Here is a 25046-nt window from a genome sequence, read left to right as displayed (position 1 = left end):
GAGGGGGGCGTGCCGGGCGAGCCCTTCGACGGTCGGACCGGCCCGGGCGCGCGGTGACGTCCGCCCATCATCGACGATCGGGTCGCCGGCGTGGGCGCCCAGGGCGGGGAAGCGGTCCGGGCGGCCGGGCTCAGCGCACCGCCAGCTGGTCCGCCTCGCTCCTGGAGACACCGTAGGCGGCGCCGCAGAACGTGCACTGCGTCTCGTACCGGGTCCGGACCGGGAAGAGCGGGATGAAGAACAGGCTGAACTTGGTGACCCGCTTGGTCAGGATCTGGGCCGCGGTGTTGCCGCAGTTGGGACAGGTGCGGGTCAGCACGCCGAGCCGGTGGAGAGCGGTACGGAGACCGAAGATGAAGAACATCCCTAAGGACTACCCCGTTCCGGGTGGGTATGCCTTCATCCGTCGGATCGGCGTATCCGCAGGTCAGAGCGGACTCTCGCTGGACCGGAGCGGGTGGACCGGGTGTAATGGATGGATCGTTCCACGAAAGGGACGTGCCGCGACGACCCCCGCCGCCCTCTGTCGCGTGTGCCGCCGACCCGACCCCCAGGGAGCCCAGTCGTGCTCGACGACGCCCCGCCCCCCGTCGTTCCCCGCCCTGCCCCCGTCCCCGGCCTCGACGCGGCCCGTCGCCTCCAGCCGCTCCTGCACGACCTCGTCGCCGTGGTGGCGGCCCCCACGGTCGCGCTGAGCGGCGACGACGGGCAGATCCGCCCGGCCGGGGTCCAGGGGGTGTTCCACGCGGACCGGCGCGTCCTGTCCCGGGCCGTCCTCACCGTCGACGGCCGCGAGCCCGAGACCGTCGGCCACGCCCTGCGGGGATCGGGCGGCGCGGGGTTCGTCACGCTGGCCCGGTGGCTGGGGGACCCCACCCCCGACCCCACGGTACGGATCGAGCGCGTCCGGCAGGTCGTGCCCGGCGGCATGCGGGAACGCGTGGAGATCGTCTCCGCCGCCGAGGTCCCCGTCTCCGCCATGATCACCCTGGAGCTGGGCTGCGACCTCGCCCCGATCGACACGGTGAAGTCCGGCGAGGCGACGGGGCCCGCCGAGATCACGGCCGGGATCACCGCCCCCGGCGAGATCACCTGGAGCCGCGACGGCGTCCGGGTGACGGCGACCGGTGAAGGCGCGCGCGCCGAGGTCGCCGGGGACGGGCGTGCGGCGTACCTGTGCCGGACGGTCGTGCTGGAGCCCCGCGGCCGCGTCACGTTCCGCTGGCGGGTCGCGGCGCACGATCCGCGGGCCGTGGTCGTCGCGCCGTCCCGCCCCGCCGAGTGGGCGGCGGGGCGGGACGAACCCCGGCTCGTCGCCACCGACCCCCGGCTGGAGCGGTTGTTCGAACGGTCCCTGGACGACCTGCGCTCGCTCCGGCTGGCCGAGCCCGCCGTCCCGGCCGACGCCTTCCTCGGTGCCGGAGTGCCCTGGTACCTCACCCTGTTCGGGCGCGACAGCCTCTGGGCCGCGCGGATGCTGCTGCCGCTGGGCACCGAGCTGGCCCTCGGCACCCTCCGCGTGCTGGCCCGCCGCCAGGGAACGCGCCCGGACCCCGGCTCGGGCGAGGCGCCGGGGAAGATCATGCACGAGCTCCGCCGGGAGGCGTTCACGGCCGGGGGCGACGGCCTGCGCCTGCCCGCCGTCTACTACGGCACGATCGACGCCACGCCGCTGTGGATCCACCTGCTGCACGACGCCTGGCGCTGGGGTGCGCCCGCCTCGGAGATCGCGGCGCTCCTGCCCCACCTGGAGGCCGCCCTCGGCTGGCTCGCCGAGCACGCCGACCCCCTCGGGGACGGATTCGTCCGGTACGCCGACCCCGGTGGCCTGGGCCTGGCCAACCAGGGCTGGAAGGACTCCGGTGACGCGCTGCGCTTCCACGACGGCCACCGTGCCCGGCCGCCGATCGCGCTTGCCGAGGTCCAGGGGTACGCCCACCGGGCGGCCCGCTGCGGCGCCGACCTGCTGGAGGCGTTCGGCCGGCCCGGGGCCGACCGGCACCGCGAGTACGCCGCCGCGCTGGCCGGGCGCTTCCGGGAGCGGTTCTGGACGGACGGCCCGCACGGCCGGTTCCCCGCCCTGGCCCTGGACGGAAGCGGGCACCCGGTGGACGCGCTGACCAGCAACATCGGTCACCTGCTCGGCACCGGCCTGCTCGACGAGGCCGAGGAGGCCCGCGTCGCCGATCTGCTGGTGACCCCGGAGCTGGCCGGGGGCTTCGGGCTGCGCACGATGTCGGCGGACGCGGGCGGCTTCAACCCGCTGTCGTACCACTGCGGGTCGGTCTGGACGCACGACACCGCGATCGCGGTCGCCGGGCTGGCCAGGGGCGGGTTCGCCGCGCAGGCGGCGGTCCTGGCCGAGGGGCTGCTGGCCGCCGGTGAGGCGTTCGGCCACCGGCTGCCCGAGCTGTACGGCGGCGACGACCGGGCCGCGCTCGGGCGGCCCGTGCCCTACCCCGCGGCCTGCCGCCCGCAGGCGTGGTCGGCCGCCGCCGCGGTCACGCTGGCGCACGCCGCGCTCGGTCTCCGTCCCGACGTGCCCGGCGGCCGGGTGCTGCTGGAACCCCTGGCGGGCGCCCCGCTGGGGGCGGTCTCGCTGAGCGGGCTGCGGGTCGCGGGGGAGCCGGTGACCGCGTCCGTCGACGGGGCTGGCGAGGCCGTCGTCACCGGCCTGCCCGCCGGGCTCTCCGTGGTGCCGGGACCTGCAGGGGTCTCCGGGCTCTCCGGGCTCTCCGGGGGCAGCGGGGTCAGCGGCGGCGCAGCGCGGCCTCAGTGACCGCGGGAGGCGCGTACCCGACGTCGGCGGGGCTGATGCTCGTCCCCGGCGGGACCAGCTCGTCGATCGCGTCCAGCACGTCCGGGGAGAGCCGTACCTCGTCGGCCCCGAGCTGGCTGGTGAGCTGCTCCAGCGTGCGCGGGCCGATCACCGCCGAGGTCACCGCCCGGTGGGAGAGCACGAAGCCCAGCGCGAGCTGGATCATCGTGATGCCCGCCTCGTCGGCCAGCACGGCCAGCCTCTCGGTGACGTCGAGCTTGCGGGAGCGGATCTCCTCGGCCTTGAAGTCGAAGTGGTCGCCGTTGCGGGAGGCGCGGGAGCCGGTCGGCAGCGGCGCGTCACGGCGGTACTTGCCGGTCAGCCAGCCGCCGTTCAGCGGGCTCCACACCATCACCCCCAGGTCGTAGCGCTCGGCCACCGGAAGCACCGCGGCCTCGGCGTGCCGGGCGAGGATCGAGTACGAGGGCTGCTCGGTGGAGAACCGCTCGCGGTTGCGGCGCTCGGCGACCCACTGGGCCTCGACGAGTTCCTCGGCCGGGAAGGACGAGGTGCCGATCGCCCGTACCTTGCCCTGGCGGACCAGGTCGGACAGGGCGCCGAGGGTCTCGTCGATGTCGGTGCGCGGGTCGGGGCGGTGGACCTGGTACAGGTCGATCCAGTCGGTGTCCAGGCGGCGCAGGCTGTCCTCCACGGCCCGCATGATCCAGCGGCGGGAGTTGCCGCGCCGGTTGGGCGAGTCGTCCATGGCGTTGTGGAACTTCGTGGCGAGCACGACCTCGTCCCTGCGGCCCTTGACGGCCCTGCCGACGATCGTCTCGCTCTCGCCGAACGCGTAGACGTCGGCGGTGTCGATGAAGTTGACGCCCGCGTCGAGCGCGGTGCCGACGATGCGTTCGCACTCGTCGTGATCGGTGTTCCCCCACGCTCCGAGCATCATCGTGCCGAGACAGAGCGGGCTGACCTGGATGCCGGTGCGACCGAGCGTGCGATGGTTCACGGCCCCGATCCTGCCAGCCGCCGCCCGGCCACCCGCGGCCGGGTCCGGTCACGTCCGCGACGTTCACGCAGGCAGGAGCGGTGAGGACCCGCCCGCGCCGCCGGATCCGCGCGCCGCACGGCCTTCCGCACGCCCGCGTCCCGGCCGCGTGCCTTCCATGTCCCGATCCCGTCCCCGCCCGCGTCTCGGCCGTGCGTCACCCGCGTCCCGGCCGTGCGCCGGCCGATCTCCTCCGGCCCTCCGTCCGGATCCGGCCACGGTTCTGTGCATTTCTGCGTGGACGGCACGCCCGTTCGGTGCGGAGATGGGCATGTGACGGGTACGGAGGCGGAGGCGTCGATGGACGAGGCGCGGGATCGGGTACCGCTCGGCAACAGTCCGGTCTTCGACACCGGGGATCTCGACGAGGCCCGCGAGCGGGTGGCCGCGGTGTTCTGCCCCCACCGGCTGGAGCTCACCGGGGACGCCTCCCGGCTGTCCGCGCGGCTCAACTCGGCGCGGCTGGGCTCGGTGCGGGTCAACTACCTCGACTACGGGGCGGACGTCCGCATCGAGCCGGGGGAGCTGGAGTCCTTCTTCCTGGTGCAGATCCCGCTGGCCGGGCGGAGCCTGATCCGGTGCGGCGGTCAGGAGATCGTGTCGACGCCCCGGACGGCCTCGCTGCCGTCGCCGACGGAACACCTCGACATGCGCTGGGCGGCCGGCTGCCCCCAGCTGATCGTGAAGTTCGACCGCCCCGCCGTCGAGGGGGCCGTGGAGCGGATGCTCGGGGAACCGCTCGACCGGCCGGTCGTCTTCGACCTGGGCATGGACATGACGGCGGGCTGGGCACGCGCCTGGAAGGCCATGGTCGACCTGATCGTGGACGAGGCCGAGCACGGTGACGGGATGGCGGCGCAGCCGCTGGCCGTGGCCCACCTGGAGAACGCGCTGATCGCCTCCCTGCTGACCGGGCAGCCGTCCAACTACCGGGACCGGCTGACCGCGCCCCGCCCCGCCGCCGTGCCCAAGGTGGTACGCGGGGCGATGCGTCACATCGAGGAGTACGCCCACCTGCCGCTGACGACCGACGACGTGGCGCGCGCCGTGGCGGTCAGCGGGCGTTCCCTGCAGGAGGGGTTCCGCCGCCACCTCGGCCTGACCCCGATGGCCTATCTCCGGGACGTACGCCTGGACCGCGTCCACCGCGAGCTGGCGGCCGGTGATCCGGCCGGGTGCACGGTGACCGGCGTGGCGGCCCGGTGGGGCTTCCTGCACCAGGGACGGTTCGCCGCGATGTACCGCGCACGCCACGGCCAGGCCCCGTCGCAGACGCTGCGCGGCGGCGACACCGGCGGCGACGGCGCCAAAAACGCCGGAAACGTCAGGAACATCGGGAACGCCTGGAACGCCGCCGGGAACTCCGCGCCAGACGGACGTAACCCGCGCTGAGCGGATGGCAGGGGATGTGGCGTCCGGCATACCGTTCTCTCAGGCGCCGCTCGATCGTTCCCCTCCCTCCCACTTCTCGCGAAGGACACGTCATCATGCGCAGAATCCTCGTCGTCGGCGCCGGTCAGGCCGGCCTCCACCTCGCTCTCGGCCTGCTGCGGAACGGCTACGACGTCACCGTCGTCTCCAACCGCACCCCCGAGGAGATCCGCGACGGCCGGGTCACCTCCAGCCAGGCCATGTTCGGCACCGCCCTCGGCCACGAGCGGGCCCTCGGCCTGGACCTGTGGTCCGGCGAGTGCCCGCCGATCGAGGGCATCCAGTTCGCCATGGCCGGCCCGGACGGCCCGGCCCTCCACTGGGCGGCCCGGCTGGACACCCCCGCCCGCTCGGTCGACCAGCGGCTGAAGATGCCCGCCTGGATGGCCGAGGTGGAACGCCTCGGCGGCAAGATCGTCATCCAGGACGCGGGCGTGGACGACCTGGAGGACTACGCCGCCCAGTACGACCTGGTCCTGGTCGCCGCGGGCAAGGGGCCGATCTCCTCGCTCTTCGAGCGGGACGCGCCGCGCTCGCCGTACCGGGCCCCGCAGCGGGCCCTGGCCCTGACCTACGTCAACGGTCTCGCACCGCGGCCCGAGTACTCCGCGGTCTGCTTCAACGTGGTCCCCGGGGTCGGCGAGTACTTCGTCTTCCCCGCGCTCACCGCCACCGGCCCCTGCGAGATCATGGTGTTCGAGGGCGTCCCCGGCGGGCCGATGGACTGCTGGGCCGACGTCAGCACCCCCGCCGAGCACCTGGCCAGGAGCCGGTGGGTGCTGGAGACGTTCCTGCCCTGGGAGGCGGAGCGCTGCGCGGACGTCGAGCTCACCGACGAGGGCGGCGTGCTGTCCGGCCGTTTCACCCCGGTCGTGCGCAGGCCGGTGGCCACGCTGCCGTCGGGGGCGGCGGTCCTGGGGGTGGCGGACGTGGTCGTGCTCAACGACCCGATCACCGGGCAGGGCGCCAACAACGCCGCCAAGTGCGCCGCCTCGTACCTGGAGAGCATCCTGGAGCGCGGCGGGCGCCCGTTCGACGCGGCGTGGATGGCGCAGGTCTTCGAGCGCTACTGGCAGGACGCGAAGCATGCCACCACCTGGACGAACGCGCTCCTGGCCCCGCCGCCCCCGCACGTGGTGGACATCCTGGGCGCCGCGGACAGGCTGCCCGAGGTGGCCTCCCGCTTCGTCAACGGCTTCGACGACCCCTCCGACTTCGCCGGCTGGTTCCTGGACCCGGCCGGCACGGCCGAGTACCTGGCGCGGGCCGAGCGGGACGCGGCGTGATGAGGGCTCTCCGCGACGCCCTCGGGCAGTTCGCCACCGGGGTGGCGGTGGTCACCGCCGCCACCGGCCGGGGCGACCGGCTGGGCGTCACCGTCAACTCCTTCACCTCGGTCTCGCTCGACCCGCCGCTGGTGCTGTGGTGCCTGTCCAGGCGGGCCCCGAGCGCGCCCGCCTTCGCCGAGGCCGGCCGGTTCGCGGTCAACGTGCTGGCCGCCGGTCAGGAGCACCTGTCGCGGCGGTTCGCCACACCGCTGCCCGACAAGTTCGCCGGGGTGGAGACCGTCCTGACCCCGGGCGGGGTACCGGTGCTGGCGGGCACCCTCGCCCACTTCGCCTGCCGCACGGTGACCACGTACGAGGGCGGCGACCACCTGATCTTCGTCGGGGAGGTCGAGCACTTCCGGGGGGCACCGGGTGAGCCGCTGGTCTTCCACTCGGGCAGCTACGGGGCCTTCTCCGTAGCCCGCAGGGAGGCGATGTCCGGCGCGGCCATGGCCGGGTAGGGCGGGACCGGGCCGTGGCCGCGCCCGCAAGGACGGGCGCGGGCATCGGGCCGGGGCGACGCCGGGCGACACGGGGCGGTTAGGGCGGGCCGGCCGGGGTAGAACGGCCCCCGTGAGACCGGGGAGGTTCATCTCCCGCTGGCCGGTGATCCGCCAGCTCAGGGGAGAGGACGGCAGGAGCGACGCCGCACGCTCGGCGCGCACCGACGCGCTGCGGCCCCGCACCGAGGAGGCCGACACCGTCACCCGGTCGGTCTGCCCGTTCTGCGCGGTCGGCTGCGGCCAGCTCGTCTACGCCAAGGACGGCCGCGTCACCCAGATCGAGGGCGACCCCGACTCGCCGATCTCCCGCGGCCGCCTCTGCCCCAAGGGGGCGGCGAGCAAGCAGCTCGTCACCCACCCCGGCCGGCAGACGCACGTCCTCTACCGGCGCCCGCACGGCACCGACTGGGAGCGGCTCGACCTCGACACCGCGATGGACATGATCGCCGACCGGGTCGTGGCGACCCGGCGGGCGACCTGGCAGCAGGAGCACGAGGGCAGGACGGTCCGGCGCACCATGGGCATCGCCAGCCTGGGCGGGGCGACGCTGGACAACGAAGAGAACTACCTGATGAAGAAGCTGTACACCGCCCTCGGCGCGATCCAGGTGGAGAACCAGGCCCGTATTTGACACTCCTCCACGATCCCCGGTCTGGGGACCAGCTTCGGGCGTGGCGGTGCCACGGACTTCCAGCAGGATCTGGCCGAGTCCGACTGCATCGTCATCCAGGGCTCCAACATGGCCGAATGCCACCCGGTGGGCTTCCAGTGGGTGGTCGAGGCCAAGGCGCGCGGGGCGAAGGTGTTCCACATCGACCCGCGCTTCACCCGCACCAGCGCGATCGCCGACCGGTACCTGCCGATCCGCGCCGGGAGCGACATCGTGCTGCTCGGAGCGCTGATCAACCACGTCCTCACCCGCGAGCTGGACTTCCGCGAGTACGTGCTGGCCTACACCAACGCCTCGTCGATCATCTCTGAGGACTTCGGGGACACCGAGGACCTCGACGGGCTGTTCTCCGGCTTCGACCCCGAGACGCGCGCCTACGACCCGGCGAGCTGGTCGTACGAGGGGTCGGGCGAGGAGGCGTCCGGGGGCGGCGAGCACCTGGAGGGCGGCCGGCACCACTCCGCGGCGGCCGGTGGCGACCAGTACGGCTCGGGCGGCGCCCCGGCCTCGTCCAGGCCGCCGTCCGACCCGACGCTGCGCCACCCCCGGTGCGTCTACCAGATCCTCCGGCGGCACTTCGCCCGCTACACCCCCGAGCTGGTCGAGGAACTGTGCGGCATCCGCCCGGAGGACTTCGCCGAGCTCGCCGACGCGATCACCGCCAACTCCGGCCGCGAGCGCACCACCGCCTGGGCGTACGCGGTCGGCTGGACCCAGCACACGGTCGGCGCCCAGTACATCCGCGCGGCGTCGATCCTGCAGCTGCTGCTGGGCAACATCGGCAGGCCCGGCGGCGGCATCCTGGCGCTGCGCGGCCACGCCAGCATCCAGGGCTCCACCGACATCCCCACCCTGTTCAACCTGCTGCCCGGCTACCTGCCGATGCCGCACGCCCACCGCCACGGGGGGCTGGACGACTACCTGGCCAACGTCGGGGCCGACACCGGCTTCTGGGGCAGGAAGCGCGCCTACACCGTCAGCCTGCTCAAGGCGTGGTGGGGCGAGGCCGCCACCGCCGAGAACGACTTCTGCTTCGGTCACCTGCCGCGCGTCACCGGGGACCACGGCCACTTCACCACGGTGATGGCGCAGATCGACGGCACGGTCAAGGGTTACTTCGTGGTGGGCGAGAACCCGGCCGTGGGTTCCTCGGGAGGCCGTGCCCAGCGCCTGGGCCTGGCCAACCTCGACTGGCTGGTGGTGCGCGACCTGACCCTGGTGGAGACGGCCACGTTCTGGAAGGACGGCCCGGACCTGGCGACCGGGGAGATGCGCACCGAGGACATCGCCACCGAGGTGTTCTTCATGCCCGCCGCCAGCCACGTGGAGAAGGAGGGCACCTTCACCAACACCCAGCGGCTGCTGCAGTGGCGGCACAAGGCCGTCGAGCCGCCGGGCGACTGCCGCAGCGACCTGTCGTTCTACTACCACCTCGGCAAGCGGATCAGGCAGCGGATCACCGACGACGAGATCGACCGGCCGCTGCGCGAGCTCACCTGGGACTACCCCGAGGAGGGCGAGCACGCCGAACCGTCGGCCGACGCCGTGCTGCGCGAGATCAACGGCACCGGCCCGGACGGGCGGGCCCTGTCGGCCTACACCGAGCTCGAACCCGACGGCTCCACCAGGTGCGGCTGCTGGATCTACTGCGGGGTCTACGCCGACGAGGTCAACCAGGCCGCCCGGCGCAAACCCCGCGGCGAGCAGGACCGGGTGGCCCCCGAGTGGGGCTGGGCCTGGCCGGCCAACCGGCGCATCCTGTACAACCGGGCCTCCGCCGACCCCGAGGGCCGCCCGTGGAGCGAGCGCAAGGCCTACGTGTGGTGGGACGCCGAGCGCGGGGAGTGGACCGGCCACGACGTGCCGGACTTCGAGCGGGACAAGCCGCCCGGCTACCGGCCGCCCGAGGGTGCGCTCGCCGAGGCGGCGCTTGCCGGGACCGACCCGTTCATCATGCAGCCCGACGGCAAGGGCTGGCTGTTCGCCCCCTCGGGCCTGGCCGACGGGCCGCTGCCCGCGCACTACGAGCCGCACGAGTCCCCGGTGCGCAACCCGCTGTACGGCCAGCAGGCCAACCCGGGCCGGCAGACGTACCAGCGGCCCGAGAGCCCCTACAACCCGCCGGGTTCTTCGCGGTTCCCGTACGTGCTCACGACCTACCGGCTCACCGAGCACCACACCGCGGGCGGCATGAGCCGGCCGCTGGCCTACCTGGCCGAGCTGCAGCCCGAGCTGTTCTGCGAGGTCTCCCCGGCGCTGGCCGCCGAGCTGGGGCTGGTCAACGGGGGCTGGGCGACGATCGTGACGAGCCGCACCGCGATCGAGGCGCGCGTCCTGGTGACCGGCAGGGTACGGCCGCTGCGGCTGCAGGGCGGGACCGTCCACCAGATCGGCCTGCCGTACCACTGGGGCTGGGGCAGCGGGGGACTGGTGACCGGCGACACCGTCAACGACCTGATGCCCCTCGTGCTCGACCCGAACGTCTACATCCAGGAGAGCAAGGCCATGACCTGTGACCTGCGGCCCGGCAGACGTCCCACCGGCCGGGCCCTGCTCGACCTGATCGAGGAGTACCGCCGTGGCTGAGCGGATGGGGTTCTTCACCGACACGAGCATCTGCATCGGCTGCAAGGCGTGCGAGGTCGCCTGCAAGGAGTGGAACCACGTGCCCGACGACGGGTTCGTCTTCCGGGCCACCTCCTACGACAACACCGGCAGCCTGGGGGCCGACACCTGGCGGCACGTGGCCTTCATCGAGCAGCCGGGCCGGGCGCGGGACGGCCGGGGACCCGGTGGACCGGACGGATCGGACGGGGCCGCGTCGAACGGCGGGTTCGAGGACATCGAGGGCTGGCTGATGTCGTCGGACGTGTGCAAGCACTGCACGCACGCCGCCTGCCTGGACGTCTGCCCGACCGGGGCGCTGTTCCGCACCGAGTTCGAGACCGTGGTGGTGCAGGCCGACGTCTGCAACGGCTGCGGCTACTGCGTGCCCGCCTGCCCGTACGGGGTGATCGACCGCAGGGAGGGTGACGGCCGGGCCTTCAAGTGCACGATGTGCTACGACCGCCAGCTCGGCGGGCTGGAACCGGCCTGCGCCAAGGTGTGTCCCACCGACTCCATCCAGTTCGGGCCGCTGGACGAACTGCGGGCCCGCGCCGCCGAGCGCCTGGAGCACCTGCACGCCGGCGGCCGCTCCGAGGCCCGCCTGTACGGGGCCGACCCCGGCGACGGCGTGGGCGGGGACGGGGCGTTCTTCCTGCTGATGGACGAGCCCGAGGTGTACGGCCTGCCACCCGACCCGGTGGTCACCACCAGGGACCTCCCGGCCATGTGGGGGTGGGCCGCCGGGGCGGCGCTCTCCATGGCCGGGGCCGTCGCGATCTCCTTCCTGGGCCGCTCGCGCTCGTTCCCGGGCCGGTCGCGATGAGGCGCGGCGAGGAGGCGATGGTCCCGCAGGCGGAGTTCCGCTCCTACTACGGGCAGCCGGTCATCAAGTCGCCGATCTGGCACGAACCCCACATGCCCGTCTACCTGTACCTGGGAGGGACGTCCGGGGCCGCGTCCATGCTCGCGGCCATGGCCACGCTCACCGGCCGCGACCGGCTCGCGCTCACCGCCAGGCTCGTCGCGGCCGGGGGAGCCGCGGGCGGTGCCGCCTTCCTGGTCGCCGAGCTCGGCAGGCCCGAGCGGTTCCTCAACATGCTGCGCGTCTTCAAGCCCACCTCGCCGATGAGCGTCGGCTCCTGGGTGCTGGCCGTCCACAGCGGCCTGACGGCGCTCGCGGCCGGTTCCGCGCTGGTCACCCCGCGCCGGCCGCCCTCCGGCCCGCCGCCCTCACGGCTGGCCGCGGCCCTGCCCGCCCGGCTCGCCGCCGTCCTGTCCGGTACGCGGCCCGCCCCCTCGCCCTCCCGGACCGCGGGGGCCGCGGGGGCCGCGGGGGTCGCGGGAGTCGCGGCCCTGCGCGCCCGGCTCGTCGCGGCGCTGCCGTCCCGGGCGGTGACGCTCCTGCCCGCGACCGGTGACGCGGCCGGTCTGGTGGCCGTGCTGACCGGCCCGCTGATGGCGACCTACACCGCCGTGCTCGTGGCCGACACCGCCGTGCCCGCCTGGCACGAGGCCCACCGCGAGCTGCCGTTCCTGTTCGCCGGGAGCGCGCTGGCCGGGGCGGGAGCCGCGAGCATGCTGGCCACCCCGCTCCGGGACGCCGGCCCGGCCCGTGCCGCCGCCGTGCTGGGCGCCACCGTCGAGACCGTCGCCGGGGCCGTGATGGAACGCCGCCTCGGCATGCTCGGCGAGCCGTACCGGCAGGGCGTCTCCGGCCGCCTGATGCGGGCGGCCCGCGTCCTCACGGTGGCCGGAGCCCTGCTGGCCCCGGTCGCCGGACGCGGCCGGACGCTCACCGCGCTCTCGGGCCTGGCCCTCACCGGAGGCGCGCTGTGCACCCGTTTCGGCGTGCTGAGGGCCGGAAAGGCCTCGGCCGCCGACCCGAAGTACACGGTGGTGCCCCAGCGGGAACGGCTGGAGGCCGCCCGGCAGGAGGCGGCGCGCGGTGAGAACGGGGAGAACGCGGAGATCTGAGCGATACCGTCCTTTCGCGGCGTTCCCGTTCGTCGTGTTCACGAGGAGCCGTACGCGGAGGAGGACGTGTGAAGTACATGCTGTTGATCTGCGGTGACGAGTCCACCGCCGAGCACGCGATGGACGGCTGCGACGGATGGGCCGAGGAGATGCGGCGCCGCAACGTGCTGCGGGGCGGCGGCGGGCTGAGACCACCCGCCGACGCCACCACGGTACGGGTCCGCGACGACGAGGTGCTGCTGACCGACGGCCCCTTCGCCGAGACCAGGGAACAGATCGGCGGATACTGCCTGATCGAGTGCGCCGACCTCGACGAGGCCATCGAGATCGCCGCGAGACACCCGGCCGCGGGCTACGGGACGATCGAGATCCGGCCGCTCCTGCCGTCATGACGGCGGAGGTGGAGGCCGCGGTCTCCCGCGCGTTCCGCGACGAATGGGGCCAGGTGGTCGCCACCCTCATCCGGGTGACCGGCGACTGGGACCTCGCCGAGGAGAGCGCGCAGGAGGCCTTCGCCCAGGCGCTGTTGCGCTGGCCCCGCGACGGGATACCGCGCAGGCCCGGCGCCTGGATCACCACGGCCGCCCGCAACCGGGCCGTCGACACCCTGCGCCGCCGTACGGTCGGCGCCGCCAAGCTACGGGAGGTGGCCGCCCTGTCACACGAACCGGAACCCGGTGACGAGAGCGGGGTGCCGGACGACCGGCTGCGGTTGATGTTCACCTGCTGCCACCCGGCGCTGGCGCTGGAGGCCCGGGTCGCCCTCACCCTGCGGACCCTGGCCGGGCTGACCACCGCCGAGATCGCCAGGGCGTTCATGACCGGCGAGCAGACGATGTCCAAGCGGCTGGTCCGGGCCAAGCGGAAGATCCGGCACGCCGGGATCCCGTACCGGGTGCCGCCCGCGCACCTGCTGCCGGAGCGCACGCCCGCCGTGCTGGCCGTGCTGTACCTGCTGTTCGGCGAGGGCTACTCGGCCACGGCGGGCACGGACCTGCTCCGGCGCGACCTCAGCGCCGAGGCGATCCGGCTGGCCCGGGTGCTGGCCGGTCTCATGCCGGACGAGCCCGAGGCGGCGGGCCTGCTGGCGCTGATGCTGCTGCACGACGCCCGTCGCGCCACCCGGCTGGACGAGGCCGGTGACCTGGTGCCCCTGGAGGAGCAGGACCGCGGCCGGTGGGACGCCGCGCAGATCGCCGAGGGTGTGGCGCTGCTGGAGGGCGCGCTGCGGCGCGGCCGGGCGGGCCCGTACCAGGTGCAGGCCGCCATCGCGGCCTGCCACATGGAGGCGGCCGATCCGGCGGACACCGACTGGACGCAGATCGCCGCGCTCTACGGGCGGCTGGCGCACCTGACGCCCTCGCCGGTGGTGGAGCTGAACCGGGCGGTGGCGGTGGCGATGGCCGACGGACCGGCCGCCGGGCTGAGACTGGTGGAGGCGCTGGCGGCGTCGGGGGCGCTGGCCCGGTACCACCTGCTGGCGGCGACCCGCGCCGACCTGCTCCGCCGCCTCGGCCGTACCGCCGAGGCCCGTGGCGCCTACCGCGAGGCGCTGGAGCTGGCGCCCACCGGCACCGAGCGGCGCTACCTCACCCGCAGGCTGGCCGAGATCGGGTGAGCCCCGGGTGTCCGCCGGGGCCGGGCCCGTTCGTCGGTGGGGCGAACGGGTCTCCGAGGGAAAGAGGACAACCGATGGACGAGGTCAGGAAGGCGATCGCCGCGGAGCGCCGCGAGCTGGCGGCCGTGCTCGCCGGGCTGCCGGACCGGTCGTGGGACGCGCCCACCCTGTGCGCCGGGTGGCGGGTGCGGGAGGTCGTGGCGCACATGACGATGCCGTTCCGCCACTCCCTGCCCAAGGTGCTCGCCGGGCTGGTCAGGGCGCGGGGCGACTTCAACAGGATGGCCGACCGGTACGCCCGGCGCGACGCGGCCACCCTGACGGCCGCGGAGCTCGTCGACCAGCTCACGCAGAACGCGAACCATCCCTGGAAGCCGCCGGGCAACGGATACGAGGTCACGCTGACCCACGAGATCGTCCACGGCCTGGACATCACCGTCCCGCTGGGGATCGACCGGCGCGTCCCCGGGGAACGGCTGCGCATGATCCTGCCGGGCTTCACCCCGGAGAAGAGCCGGAGGCGCTTCGGCGTCGACCTGGACGGGATCGAGCTGCGTGCCGAGGACCTCGACTGGACCCTCGGGTCGGGAACGCCGCTGTACGGGGCCGCCCAGGACTTCACGCTGGTCATGTGCGGCCGGAGGTTGCCGGCCGGACGGCTCGGCGGCGAACCGGCCGCGCGGTTCACCGCCGCCTGAGTCCTCTCGCGGTCCCGTCCCTGCCGTGTCCCGCCCGTCCGGCGCGGCCACCGGCCGTCACCCGGACGGGCGGCCCTGTCCGCCCGGCACCCGAACGGGCGGCTCCGTCCGGCCGGTACCCGATCTGCCGGGGGCGTGGCCGTCCGGGGCGGTGACCGGTCAGCGCAGCCGCAGGGCCGCGCCGTCGAACGGGACGAGCTCGCCGACCACGGGGGCGCCGGGGATCTCTCCCGCCACGAGCAGGCCGCCCGAGGTCTGGGCGTCGGCGAGCAGCAGCAGGTCCTCCTCACCGGCCCGGCCCGGGTCGAGGTGCGGGTGGACCCACGCCAGGTTGCGCCGGGTGCCCCCGCTGACATGGCCGTCCCGCACCGCCTCGCGGGCACCCTCCAGGTACGGCACGGCCGCCACGTCCACCACCGCGGTGACGCCGCTCGCCCTGGCCAGCTTGTACAGGTGGCCCAGCAGGCCGAACCCGGTCACGTCCGTGGCGCACCCGGCCCCGGCGGCGAGCGCGGCGCGGGAGGCGTCCCGGTTCAGCGCGGTCATCGTGGCGATCGCCTGCGGGAAGACCTCACCGGTCGCCTTGTGCCGGGTGTTGAGCACGCCGATCCCCAGCGGCTTGGTCAGCGAGACGGGCAGGCCCGCCCGGCCGCGGTCGATGCGCAGCAGCCGCTCCGGGTCGGCCAGCCCGGTCACCGCCATGCCGTACTTCGGCTCGGGGTCGTCGACGCTGTGACCGCCCGCGACGTGGCAGCCCGCCGCCCGCGCCACCTCCAGGCCGCCGCGGAGCACCTCCCTGGCCAGCTCCATCGGCAGCACCTCCCGCGGCCAGCCGAGCAGGTTGACCGCCACCAGCGGCTCCCCGCCGACCGCGTAGACGTCCGACAGGGCGTTGGCCGCGGCGATCCTTCCCCAGTCGCGGGCGTCGTCCACCACCGGCGTGAAGAAGTCGGCGGTGGCCACGATCGCCCGCCCGCCCTCGATGCGGACCACGGCGGCGTCGTCGCCGTCGTCCAGCCCGACGACCAGCTCGGCGTTGAACGGCGGATGCCCGCCCGGCCCGTCCGGCTCCTCCAGCAGGCCCGCGACCACGGCCTCCAGCTCCCCCGGAGGGATCTTGCACGCGCAGCCGCCGCCGTGCGCGTACCGGGTCAGCCGTACCGCGCCGCCCGCGGTGAGAGGAGAGCGCCGCTCCGCCTCGGTATCCGTCATGCCGCATCCACCCCTGACGGGCCCGGGCACGCCGCCGTCCGGCATGCCGCCTCGGTGCCCATACCCGCCGGGGAGTATGTTCTCCCCCGGAGGTGTCCGGGTGCCTGGTGGCCCCCGCGGTCTTCAAAACCGACGAGGCCGGGTCTCCCGGCCTGGCGGGTTCGATTCCCGTCCACCTCCGCCACCCGTGCGAACGCGCACGACCCGGGGCCCGTACCGTCCCGAGATCCAGCGCCGCCACGTCTTCCTGCTCGCCCTCCACCAGGACACCCCCGAGCGGTGGACGAGCAGTGAGGACCACGACGGCACCGGCCGGCCCATCCGCTTCGAGTGCTTCTGGATCCCCCTGGAACACGGGCACGTCCTGCAGTCCGGCCAGGGAGCCCTGCTCTGGCGCCTCTTCGACGGTGAGCCGGGGAACGAGGAGAGCGGGCTTCCGGGACGGGCCTGATACCAGCACCAGGACCAAGCGCGTCATGCGCCAGATGTACGGAGGTCACCGTGACGGCCGGCACCTCGGCGACCAACGGATGCGCCGTCCGGTGGACGCAGAGCAGCGGCCAGGCCGCTGACCGGCGGGATGACGACGGTGGTCGAGACAGACCTGCGGCGAGGTCGATCCCACAGCGGCCGCCACCGTCGGCAGCGTGGCCGGATACAACAAACCACACGGGACGATGAAAGGATGGTTCATTGATCGATGAATGAACCGTCGTCGCTGAATCACACGAGACACGCCGGCCACCCAACCTCACGACCTGTGGCCGATCGGTGGCTCCAAGGAGGCCCAATGGCGACCAGCCCCATCGGGGCCGGGAGGCCGAAGACCCGCGGCATCGTGCTCAACAGCATCCGCAAGGCGCGCACCATCAGCCGGGTCGAGCTCGCCGCCAGTACCGGGGTCACGGCGGCGACCATCACCCAGGTCGTCCGTGAGCTCATGGACCTGGGGCTGGTCCTCGAGGTCGGGCGCGGCGCGTCGACCGGTGGTAAGCCTCCGACGCTGCTGCAGCTCAATCCACATGCGCGCTACGCCGTGGGCATCCTGTTCGAACGCAACATCTGCGTCATCGTCATCGTCGATCTGACGGGCCGGCAGGTGGCGAGAACCTCGTTTCCCGGTACGGCGTTACTACCTCCCGAGCAGGCCCTCTCACTGGTGGCCTCGCGAGTGGACGCCCTGCTCGACACCGCCGGAGTCGACCGGGGCAAGGTGCTCGGAGTGGGGCTGGCGACCTACGGACCTCAAGAGCCGGGAACGGGCGTGCTGCTCACTCACCAGCCGACCGCGGAATGGTTCGGATACCCGGTCGTGCCGCGCCTGTCGGAGATCCTGGGCCAGCCGGTGCTGCTCGACAACGACGCGGCGGCCGCGGCGATCGGAGAGCACTGGCTGGGCGCGCTGGAGCAGGACACCTTCGGATGCCTCTACATGGCCAGCGGACTCGGCGGGGGCGTGGTCGTCGACGGCGAGGTGTACCGCGGCATCTCCTCCAACGGTGTCGAGATCGGCCACATCACCATCGACATCAACGGAGCCCCCTGCGCCTGCGGCAACTACGGCTGCCTCGGGAACTACGCGGAGCCCGCCGCCGTGATCGGCCAGGCGCTGGAGGAGTCGAACCTCGGCCGGCAACTGGGGCTCAGTCCTGCCGCCACCGACGTCCTGACCGGATTCGCGCAGATCGCGACCGCCGCCATCGCCGGAGACCCGACGGCACGGAACCTCATCGAGCGCTCCGCCCGTCACCTCGGCACCGCCGCCGTCACCATGATGAGCCTGTTCGACCTTGATCTGATCGTGCTCGCCGGCCCCAGTTTCGCCACGGCCGGGCCGATCTACCAGTCGGTGATCGAAGAAGAGGTACAACGGCGCACCTTCGCCCGGCGGGCGCACCCGGTGCGGGTGGTCACCTCGGTCAGCGGATCGGACGCGGCCGCGATCGGCGGTGCCGTACTCGTCCTGCAAAGCGAGCTGGCCTCCCTGCGGCTGGACGTAAGGGCCTGACAGGCGAACTCGGTGACGACCGCGACGCCGTCGTCGTCGATGCGCGGGCTCCGTGACGGCCGTTCGCCGGACGGGCCCAGCCACCAGGGTCCGATGGCTGGGCCCGGCGCGATCATCCGCGGTCGGGACAGGTGGTCACGCGTACGGGTTCCGGGTGAGCAGGTGTGCCTTGTAGCCCGCACCGATGCCGGGCTCGGGTGTGCCGTTCCAGTCCTTGATGAGCACCGCGCCCTGGGTGCAGCCCCAGGGACTCCAGGTCCAGGCCAGGTACGACACGCCGTTCTTGTCGGCCCACTTGGTGAGCCGGTCCATGTAGTCGTAGCCGCAGTCGTCCGCGCCGAACTCACCGGTCACCACGGGGACCTTCGCGGCGAGCGGGGCGATCTGGCTGTCCCAGCAGGCTTCGTTGGAGCAGTAGTTGAAGCTGTAGGAGTGCCACGAGGCGGCCAGATTGCCGGTCGGGTCGTTCGGCCTGTACTGCAGCCACTGGCTCAGGTCGTTGGACCAGGCCAGGCCACCGACCATGACGATGTTGGTCGCCCCCGTCGCCCGGACGGCGTCGACCAGGCTCTGCATCCCCGCGACCTCGTAGGAGAAGCCGGGGCAGTTCCCGCCGTCGCGCAGGCACTTCCAGCCCGAGGTGGTGTCACCGGTGCCGTACTCCGGCCACGGCTCGTTGAACAGGTCGAAGACCACCGCGTCGTTGCCCTTGAAGGTCTTCGCGACACCGGTCCAGAACTGCGGGGCGTACGTGGCGTCGGGCATCGGCTTCTGGCAGGTCGCCGTGGTGTCGGTGCACGCCCAGGAGACGCCGGTGAACTGTCCCCAGTTCCAGTGCAGGTCGAGGATCGGCGTGATGCCGTTGGCGACCAGCAGGTTCACGTAGTCCTTGACGTCCTGCTGGTAGGCGGCACCGCTGGGCGAGCCGTTGGTGCCGAGCCAGCACTCCTCGTTGAGCGGGATGCGGACGGCGTGGATGTTCCAGCTTTTCATCGCATCGACCGAAGCCTGATCCACCGGGCCGTGGTCCCACGTCCCCTTGCCCTGGACGCAGGCGTACTCTCCACTGGAGCGGCTGACACCCAGCAGCCGGTACGGCTTGCCGCCGGCGGTGACGATCTTGTTGCCGGAGACGTGCAACTGCGGTGCCGGGCCCCCGGGATCAGGGCTGGGGGTGGGCGACGGGCTCGGGGTGGGGGTGGGCGACGGGCTGGGACTGGGGGACTGGCCGTCGCAGGTGACGCCGTTGACCTTGAAGACGGTGGGAACGGGGTTGTCGCCGCTCCACTTGCCGGTGAAGCCGACCGACACCGAGGCGCCGGTGGCCACATCGGAGTTCCAGCCGAGGCTCTTGGCGGTGACGTGCGCGCCGGACTGTGACCAGTCGGCGCTCCAGCCGTTGCTCACGCCCTGTCCGGAGTCGGGGAAGTCGAACTCCAGCGTCCAGCCGGTCAGCGGATCGCCCAGATTGGTGATTGAGACGTCCCCCTGGAAGCCGCCCTGCCACTGGCCGGCGACCTTGTACTTCACGGAGCAGCCGCTGTCGGCGGCGGAGGCGGGCGGGCTCAGGAGTGCGGCACCCACGGCCGCAAGGCCGACGGCCGTCGCCGCGGCCAACGCGATGCGATGTTTCATGGATTTCCCTTTTTCTCCCTTGTGGATCCGGAGATCTGCCGCCTCAGGACTGGATCCGGTGGTCGTAGGCGGGGGCCTCGCCGGCGGCCTCGACCGCCGCCGGGTCGATGTCGGAAGAACGGCCACGCGCCTTCGGATCGGGCGAGGCATGTCACCTGACGCAACGGTGGTACACGACCAGAGGCTCCGAGGACTCCGCCGGGCCACCGGCTCCGGACGACGCTCCGGCCGCCTGTCCCGGCGCGCCTCCGGACGAGGAGCGACCGGTGACCACTGTGAACGCGGCGAATCCAGCGGCTGCACGAGTGAACGTGCATGGCGTCTTCATGGGCATGGCGGATGGTGTCCTCTCGAACGATGTTGAGCATTGTTAATTCGTTGACTTAAATAAGTCAACGGTCGTGAAAGTTTCAGGGCGAATGGTCCGGCCGCGCGCGGCTCCGTTCGGCCGCCGCCGATTTCGCCGCGATCGGCCGGGCCGTCCACAAAGGCGATCCGGGGAATCAGCGCTGCTGGAGCGGTCGGTCCGCCATGTCACGGCGACGGCAGGCCGTGGCCCGGCCGGCATCATCGCCCCGACGTGCCTGCCGTGACCTGGCCTGGTTTCGCCATCGCGAGCGTGGTCTGCTTTCCCGCCGTCCAGCGGGAGCTCCGGCGGACGGCCTCCTCTCGTGCCCCGCACAGCAGGGACCACGGCTCTCCTGCTCGGCGGCCACCACCTCGGCCATCGGCGTGGCCGCTCCGGTGCCGGAGTCGGAATCGGTGCTCCTGAGCAGGCTGTTTGCCTGCCGGAGAGGTTCGACGCCGGCCCCGCCTCGCTTTTTCGGCCCCGCTTTCACCCAGGTGCCATCGCCGTCGGCGGTCCGCCCGGAAAGACGCTTGACTAACTTCGGAAAATTACCTAAGAAATAGCTCGGAGGTCATTGTGCCGGTATCCGGGAGAAGAGGGCGAATGATCCGCAAGATGGTGTACGAAGGGTGGCACCTGCGGGCGGCTGGAGAGGCCGTCCCGGATGCCTTTGCCGGACGCGACATCCCGGCGCGGGTGCCGGGCAGCTCGCACCTCGACCTCATGGCGGCAGGCCTCGTCCCAGACCCGTACCTGGACCGGAACGAAGCCGAACCGGCGTAGATGCGCCGCGCCGACCGGACGTACGCGACGACCTTCCGGCACAGGCCGCGCCCCTGGCGGCGGCCGGGACGGCCGGCCTGGTTTCGACAGTGGCCTACGCCGATACCGGGCGTCATGGCGACGCCCGCCGGTCAGCCGGTGCCGAAATCGGTCCGGGCGACGTACTCGGCGAAGTCGCGGGGCGGGCGGCCCAGCACCCGCAGGACCCCGTCGGTCGGTTCCCAGCCGCGCTCCAGGCGGACATGGCGCAGGACGGCGATCATCTCCTCGGCCACGGCGTCCGGGTAGCCCGCGGCGGCGAGCTCGGCGCGGTACGCGTCCTCGCTGACCGGGACGAAGCGCAGCGCCCGGCCCGACGCGCGGGCGATCTCGCCGACCGCCTCGGCGAAGCTGAAGGACCGCGGGCCGGACAGGACGTACGTGCGTCCCGCGTGCCCGTCCTCGGTCAGCGCCACCGCCGCCACCTCGGCGAGGTCCTCCAGGTCGATGAACGCCTCCCGGCCGTCGCCGGTGGGCAGCCGCAGCTCGCCCGTGTCGTTCAGCGGGGAGGCGATGAAGTCCAGCTCGGTGAAGTTCTGGGCGAACCAGGTCGGGCGCAGGATCGTCCACCGCACCCCCGGCTCCTTGACGGCCCGCTCGGTGGCGAGGAGGTCCCCGCCCATCTCCCCGAGGGTGCGCGAGGAGAGCAGGACCAGGCGCCGTACCCCGGCGCCGGCGGCGAGACCCGCGAACGCGCGGACCTCCTCCGGCGCGTCCGGCCCCTGGGAGTCGACCACGTACACGGCGTCGACGCCCTCCAGGGCCGGTCCCCACGTCGAGCGGTCGGCCCAGTCGAAGCGGACCGGGCCCCGGCGCGAGGCCACGGCGGGGTCGGCGCCGCGGCGGCGCAGCGCGGAGGCGACCCGGCTGCCGGTCTTGCCGGTCCCGCCCAGAACGAGAACACGCGAAGGATCGTTCATCACACGCCTGACCTTTCGACACCGGTCGCCACCGGTCGACATCGGGAACACCCATGAGGCCGAGGAGATACCTGGTCACGAGCGAACGAAACCCTGAAGATCGGCCCGGCCGGTCTCGGACCTCCCCGGGAGCGCCGGTCCCGGCGGTGTGTCCGAGGGGCCGGCCGGGCCGGATCCCGCGGCCCGGTGGTTTCGATTCCGGTCCGTCCCCGCTCTATTTTCGAGGGGTGGACTCACGAAGGCTCGTACCGCGCACCGACGCCGTCCTCGCCGACCCCCGGCTCGTCGCGGCGGTGGGGCGGCTCGGCCGTGCCGTCGTCAAGGAGGCCGTGACGACTGCCCAGCAGCGCGTACGGCAGGGCGGGCTCGACCCGCGGGAGGTGGCGGACGCGGCCGTGGCGGCACTGCCGCCGTATCCGGCGAGCCTGCGGACGGTGATCAACATGACCGGGGTGCTGGTGCACACCAACCTCGGCCGCGCACCCCTGTCGGAGGCCGCGCGGACGGCGGCCCTGGCCGCGGCCGGTCACACCGACGTGGAGTTCGACCTGGCCACCGGTGTCCGCGCCCGCCGGGGACGGGGCGCGCTGGACGCGCTCGCCCGGGCCGTGCCCGCCGCCGGGGACGCGCACGTGGTCAACAACAACGCCGCCGCGCTCGTCCTGGTGGCCACCGCGCTCGCCGCCGGACGGGAGATCGTGATCAGCAGGGGCGAGCTGGTGGAGATCGGCGACGGGTTCCGCATCCCCGACCTGCTCGTCTCCACCGGGGCCAGGCTGCGCGAGGTGGGCACCACCAACCGCACCTCCTACGCCGACTACCGCGCGGCCGTGGGCCCCGAGACCGGATTCGTCCTCAAGGTGCACCCGTCGAACTTCCGGATCGAGGGCTTCACCGGCTCGGCCGGGATCGCCGAGCTGTCCGGGCTCGGCGTGCCCGTGGTCGCCGACATCGGCTCCGGCCTGCTCGCGCGCGAGCCGCTGCTGCCCGCCGAACCCGACGCGGCGAGCGCCTTGGAGGCCGGGGCCGCACTGGTCACGGCCAGCGGCGACAAGCTGCTCGGCGGGCCGCAGGCCGGGCTGCTGCTGGGCCGCCGCGACCTGGTCGAGACGTGCAGGAGACACCCCCTCGCCCGCGCGCTGCGGGTGGACAAGCTGACGCTGGCCGCGCTGGAGGCCACCCTGCGCGGCCCCGAACCCCCGGTCGCCCAGGCGCTGCACGCCGATCCCGCGGTGCTGGGCGAGCGCGCCGCCGTACTCGCCGGCAGGCTGGCCGAGGCCGGGATCGACGCTCGCGCCGTGCCCAGCGAGGCCGCGGTGGGCGGCGGCGGGGCGCCCGGGGTGACGCTGCCGAGCGCCGCGGTCAGCCTGCCCGAGCGGTTCGCCGGGCCGCTGCGGACCGGGGACCCAGCGGTCGTGGGCCGGGTGGAGGGGCACCGCCTCCTTCTGGACCTGCGCGGCGTGCCCGCCGGGACCGACGGCGACGTGGTACGGGCGGTCCTGGGGGCGGACCTCTGATGCACGTCGTCGCCACCGCCGGCCACGTCGACCACGGCAAGTCCACGCTGGTACGGGCGCTGACCGGGATGGAACCCGACCGGCTGGAGGAGGAGCGGCGGCGGGGCCTGACCATCGAGCTCGGCCATGTCTGGACGACGCTGCCCTCGGGGGAGCGGCTGGCCTTCGTCGACGTGCCCGGCCACGAGCGCTTCCTGGCCACCATGCTGGCCGGGGCCGGTCCGGCCCCCGCGGTCATGTTCGTGGTCGCGGCGGACGGCGGGTGGATGCCGCAGTCGGAGGAGCACCTGGTGGCGCTGGAGGCGCTGGGCGTGCGGCACGGCCTGCTCGTGGTGACCCGCGCCGACCTCGCCGACCCCGCCCCCGCCGCCCGGACGGCACGGGACCGGCTGGCCGCGGGCGGCCTGGCCGGGGTGGAGACGCTGGCCGTGAGCGGCCGTACCGGGCAGGGCCTCGACGAGCTGCGCCGGGCGCTGGACCGGCTGGTGGCGGCCCTGCCCCCGGCCGACCCCGCCGCGCCGGTACGGCTCTGGATCGACCGCGCGTTCACCGTGCGCGGCAGCGGGACGGTGGTGACCGGCACCCTGCCCGCGGGCACCGTCACCGCGGGGGACGAGCTGCTCCTCGACGACACCCCCGCGCGCGTCCGGGCGCTGGAGTGCCTCAAGGAGCCGGTGACCTCGGTGAACGGCGTGGCCAGGGTCGCGCTCAACCTGCGCCTCCAGGGTCCCGCCGAGCGCGGCACGGCCCTGGTCACCCCGGGCGCGTGGACCCGCACCGACCTGGTCGACGTGCGGCTGAGCCCGGCCGGGCGCGCCGTACCCGCCGAGACGACTGAGACGACTGAGACGACGGGGTCGCCGGAACGTCCGGGAGAGGACACCTCGGCGGGCGGCGGCGAGGAGTGGGGGGGCCGCGGACCTTCCGGGACGGCTGACCGCGCATCTCGGCTCCGCCTCGGTAATCTGCACCGTACGGCCGCTCGGCGGGCGGATCGCCCGGCTCCGGCTGGCCCGGCCGCTGCCCCTGCACGCGGGCGACGTGCTGCTGCTGCGCGATCCCGGCCGCAGCCGCGGCGAGGTACGGGTGCTGGCCGGGGCCCGCGTGCTCGACCCCCGCCCGCCCGAGCTGCGCCGCCGGGGAGCGGCCAGGGAACGGGCGGCCGAACTGGCCGGGGCCGCCCCGGACGCGGCCTCGCTGCTCCGTACCCACCTGCTGCTGCGCGCCGGTGAGCTGCGCGCCTTGGGGCACGTCCCCCGCACCGGGCCGGTCTGCGCCGACTGGCACGCCGACCCGGAGTACTGGTCGGGGCTGGGGAAACGGCTGCCCGAGGTGGTGCGGCGGTACGCGGCCGGGCACCCGCTGGAGCCCGGGATGCCGGTGGAGGCGGCCCGCCACGAGCTCGGCCTGCCCGAACGCAGGCTGGTCGCGGCGCTGGTCCGGCCGCCGCTCTCCCTGGCCGAGGGCAGGATCGTGACCGGGCGGAGCGGGCTGCCCGCGCCGGTCGCCCGCGCCGTCGAACGGCTCGGCGCCGACCTGGCCGCCCGTCCCTTCCAGGCGCCGGAGGCGGACCGCCTGGCCGTGCTGGGGCTGGGCCCCCGCGAGGTGGCGGCGGCCGTACGGGCGGGGGCGCTGCTGCGGGTGGCCGAGGGGATCGTGCTGCTGCCCGGCGCGGACGCGCTGGCGGCCCGGGTGCTCGCCCGGCTGCCGCAGCCGTTCACGGTCAGCCAGGCCAGGCAGGCCCTCGGCACCAGCCGCAGGGTCGCGGTGCCGCTCCTGGAACACCTCGACCGGCGCGGGCTGACCGAGCGGATCGACGGCGTGCTCAGGCGGTGCCGGACCTCCTGAGAGCCGGACGGTCTCAGGAGAACCCCAGGTATAGGGTGGAAAAAGGAGAGAACGGGAAGAACCTGCGTGGAGCGTCACGCCTGGAGAACCG

At 73.7% G+C, this 25046-nt stretch carries 20 protein-coding genes, 1 tRNA gene and 2 pseudogenes; 18 read left to right on the top strand and 5 right to left on the bottom strand.

The annotated features are described in order from the left end of the window. Positions 1 to 130: 130 nt before the first annotated feature. A complete protein-coding gene (locus ABD832_RS39815; RefSeq protein WP_344907322.1) occupies positions 131 to 364 on the bottom strand; it encodes a zinc-ribbon domain-containing protein in 234 nt (77 codons plus the stop codon). A gap of 201 nt (positions 365 to 565) precedes the next feature. Between ABD832_RS39815 and ABD832_RS39810 the strand changes: the two genes are divergently transcribed. Then, positions 566 to 2779: an amylo-alpha-1,6-glucosidase gene (locus tag ABD832_RS39810; RefSeq protein ID WP_344907319.1), complete on the top strand. Its 2214-nt coding sequence runs from the start codon at positions 566 to 568 to the stop codon at positions 2777 to 2779. On the opposite strand, the gene ABD832_RS39805 is transcribed toward ABD832_RS39810, so the two are convergent. Then, positions 2751 to 3776: an aldo/keto reductase gene (locus ABD832_RS39805; RefSeq protein ID WP_344907316.1), complete on the bottom strand. Its 1026-nt coding sequence runs from the start codon at positions 3774 to 3776 to the stop codon at positions 2751 to 2753. The two genes, ABD832_RS39810 and ABD832_RS39805, sit on opposite strands and share 29 nt — an antisense overlap. A 312-nt stretch (positions 3777 to 4088) precedes the next feature. Here ABD832_RS39805 and ABD832_RS39800 point away from each other — a divergent pair, with 312 nt between their 5' ends. The 9 genes from ABD832_RS39800 to ABD832_RS39760 all read left to right on the top strand — a co-directional run bounded on the left by ABD832_RS39800 (position 4089) and on the right by ABD832_RS39760 (position 14644). After that, positions 4089 to 5207 (top strand): AraC family transcriptional regulator, encoded by a 1119-nt coding sequence (locus ABD832_RS39800; protein ID WP_344907313.1) that lies wholly within the window; start codon positions 4089 to 4091, stop codon positions 5205 to 5207. Positions 5208 to 5302: 95 nt separating this feature from the next. Continuing rightward, on the top strand, positions 5303 to 6532 hold the full coding sequence (locus tag ABD832_RS39795; RefSeq protein WP_344907310.1) for a styrene monooxygenase/indole monooxygenase family protein: 1230 nt from the start codon (positions 5303 to 5305) through the stop codon (positions 6530 to 6532). Beyond that, the gene (locus ABD832_RS39790) at positions 6532 to 7035 is read left to right on the top strand and encodes a flavin reductase family protein (RefSeq protein WP_344907306.1); all 504 of its coding nucleotides are present in this window, start codon (positions 6532 to 6534) and stop codon (positions 7033 to 7035) included. Before ABD832_RS39795 ends, ABD832_RS39790 begins: the two co-directional genes overlap by 1 nt. A 112-nt stretch (positions 7036 to 7147) precedes the next feature. Next, the gene (fdh, locus tag ABD832_RS39785) at positions 7148 to 10333 is read left to right on the top strand and encodes a formate dehydrogenase (protein WP_344907304.1); all 3186 of its coding nucleotides are present in this window, start codon (positions 7148 to 7150) and stop codon (positions 10331 to 10333) included. Positions 10334 to 10337: 4 nt separating this feature from the next. Next, a complete protein-coding gene (locus ABD832_RS39780; RefSeq protein ID WP_344907334.1) occupies positions 10338 to 11177 on the top strand; it encodes a 4Fe-4S dicluster domain-containing protein in 840 nt (279 codons plus the stop codon). A 17-nt stretch (positions 11178 to 11194) separates the two neighbouring features. After that, positions 11195 to 12328 (top strand): NrfD/PsrC family molybdoenzyme membrane anchor subunit, encoded by a 1134-nt coding sequence (gene nrfD / locus ABD832_RS39775; protein WP_344907299.1) that lies wholly within the window; start codon positions 11195 to 11197, stop codon positions 12326 to 12328. A gap of 77 nt (positions 12329 to 12405) precedes the next feature. Further along, a complete protein-coding gene (locus ABD832_RS39770; RefSeq protein ID WP_344907331.1) occupies positions 12406 to 12720 on the top strand; it encodes a YciI family protein in 315 nt (104 codons plus the stop codon). Continuing rightward, positions 12717 to 13946, top strand: coding sequence for an RNA polymerase sigma factor (locus tag ABD832_RS39765; RefSeq protein WP_344907296.1), 1230 nt, complete (start codon positions 12717 to 12719; stop codon positions 13944 to 13946). The genes ABD832_RS39770 and ABD832_RS39765 overlap by 4 nt, the downstream gene beginning before the upstream one ends. Before the next feature lie 74 nt (positions 13947 to 14020). Beyond that, the gene (locus ABD832_RS39760) at positions 14021 to 14644 is read left to right on the top strand and encodes a maleylpyruvate isomerase family mycothiol-dependent enzyme (protein WP_344907293.1); all 624 of its coding nucleotides are present in this window, start codon (positions 14021 to 14023) and stop codon (positions 14642 to 14644) included. Between the two features lie 159 nt (positions 14645 to 14803). Here ABD832_RS39760 and selD read toward each other — a convergent pair whose 3' ends face one another. After that, the gene (gene selD / locus ABD832_RS39755; RefSeq protein ID WP_344907291.1) at positions 14804 to 15856 is read right to left on the bottom strand and encodes a selenide, water dikinase SelD; all 1053 of its coding nucleotides are present in this window, start codon (positions 15854 to 15856) and stop codon (positions 14804 to 14806) included. Positions 15857 to 15944: 88 nt separating this feature from the next. Between selD and ABD832_RS39750 the strand changes: the two genes are divergently transcribed. The 3 genes from ABD832_RS39750 to ABD832_RS39740 all read left to right on the top strand — a co-directional run bounded on the left by ABD832_RS39750 (position 15945) and on the right by ABD832_RS39740 (position 17864). Further along, positions 15945 to 16040, top strand: a tRNA-Sec gene (locus ABD832_RS39750). Between the two features lie 3 nt (positions 16041 to 16043). Then, a complete protein-coding gene (locus ABD832_RS39745; protein WP_344907287.1) occupies positions 16044 to 16307 on the top strand; it encodes an NUDIX hydrolase in 264 nt (87 codons plus the stop codon). A gap of 339 nt (positions 16308 to 16646) precedes the next feature. Further along, entirely contained in the window at positions 16647 to 17864 is a 1218-nt protein-coding gene (locus tag ABD832_RS39740; RefSeq protein WP_344907284.1) for an ROK family transcriptional regulator, read from the top strand. Positions 17865 to 17999: 135 nt separating this feature from the next. Here the strand turns inward: ABD832_RS39740 and ABD832_RS39735 are convergent, their stop codons facing one another. Continuing rightward, positions 18000 to 19499 (bottom strand): cellulase family glycosylhydrolase, encoded by a 1500-nt coding sequence (locus ABD832_RS39735; RefSeq protein ID WP_344907281.1) that lies wholly within the window; start codon positions 19497 to 19499, stop codon positions 18000 to 18002. Positions 19500 to 20451: 952 nt separating this feature from the next. Between ABD832_RS39735 and ABD832_RS39730 the strand changes: the two genes are divergently transcribed. Next, complete coding sequence (locus ABD832_RS39730) at positions 20452 to 20631, top strand: glycosyl hydrolase 2 galactose-binding domain-containing protein (protein WP_344907277.1); 180 nt, start codon at positions 20452 to 20454, stop codon at positions 20629 to 20631. 131 nt (positions 20632 to 20762) lie between these two features. Here the strand turns inward: ABD832_RS39730 and ABD832_RS39725 are convergent, their stop codons facing one another. After that, a complete protein-coding gene (locus ABD832_RS39725; RefSeq protein ID WP_344907275.1) occupies positions 20763 to 21590 on the bottom strand; it encodes an NAD(P)H-binding protein in 828 nt (275 codons plus the stop codon). Positions 21591 to 21817: 227 nt separating this feature from the next. Here ABD832_RS39725 and selA point away from each other — a divergent pair, with 227 nt between their 5' ends. The 4 genes and pseudogenes from selA to ABD832_RS42555 all read left to right on the top strand — a co-directional run bounded on the left by selA (position 21818) and on the right by ABD832_RS42555 (position 24955). Next, positions 21818 to 23107: an L-seryl-tRNA(Sec) selenium transferase gene (selA, locus tag ABD832_RS39720; RefSeq protein WP_344907273.1), complete on the top strand. Its 1290-nt coding sequence runs from the start codon at positions 21818 to 21820 to the stop codon at positions 23105 to 23107. Continuing rightward, a pseudogene (locus ABD832_RS42565) lies at positions 23107 to 23535 on the top strand (GTP-binding protein); the annotation flags it as partial. The gene selA and the pseudogene ABD832_RS42565, both read left to right, overlap by 1 nt. Positions 23536 to 23941: 406 nt before the next feature. Then, a pseudogene (locus tag ABD832_RS42560) lies at positions 23942 to 24175 on the top strand (hypothetical protein); the annotation flags it as partial. A gap of 36 nt (positions 24176 to 24211) precedes the next feature. Next, positions 24212 to 24955 (top strand): SelB domain-containing protein, encoded by a 744-nt coding sequence (locus tag ABD832_RS42555; protein ID WP_486389085.1) that lies wholly within the window; start codon positions 24212 to 24214, stop codon positions 24953 to 24955. Positions 24956 to 25046: the final 91 nt, after the last annotated feature.

Source organism: Streptosporangium longisporum (assembly GCF_039534895.1).
Taxonomy (GTDB): Bacteria; Actinomycetota; Actinomycetes; order Streptosporangiales; family Streptosporangiaceae; genus Streptosporangium; species Streptosporangium longisporum.
This window is presented reverse-complemented; position numbering and strand designations above follow the sequence as displayed.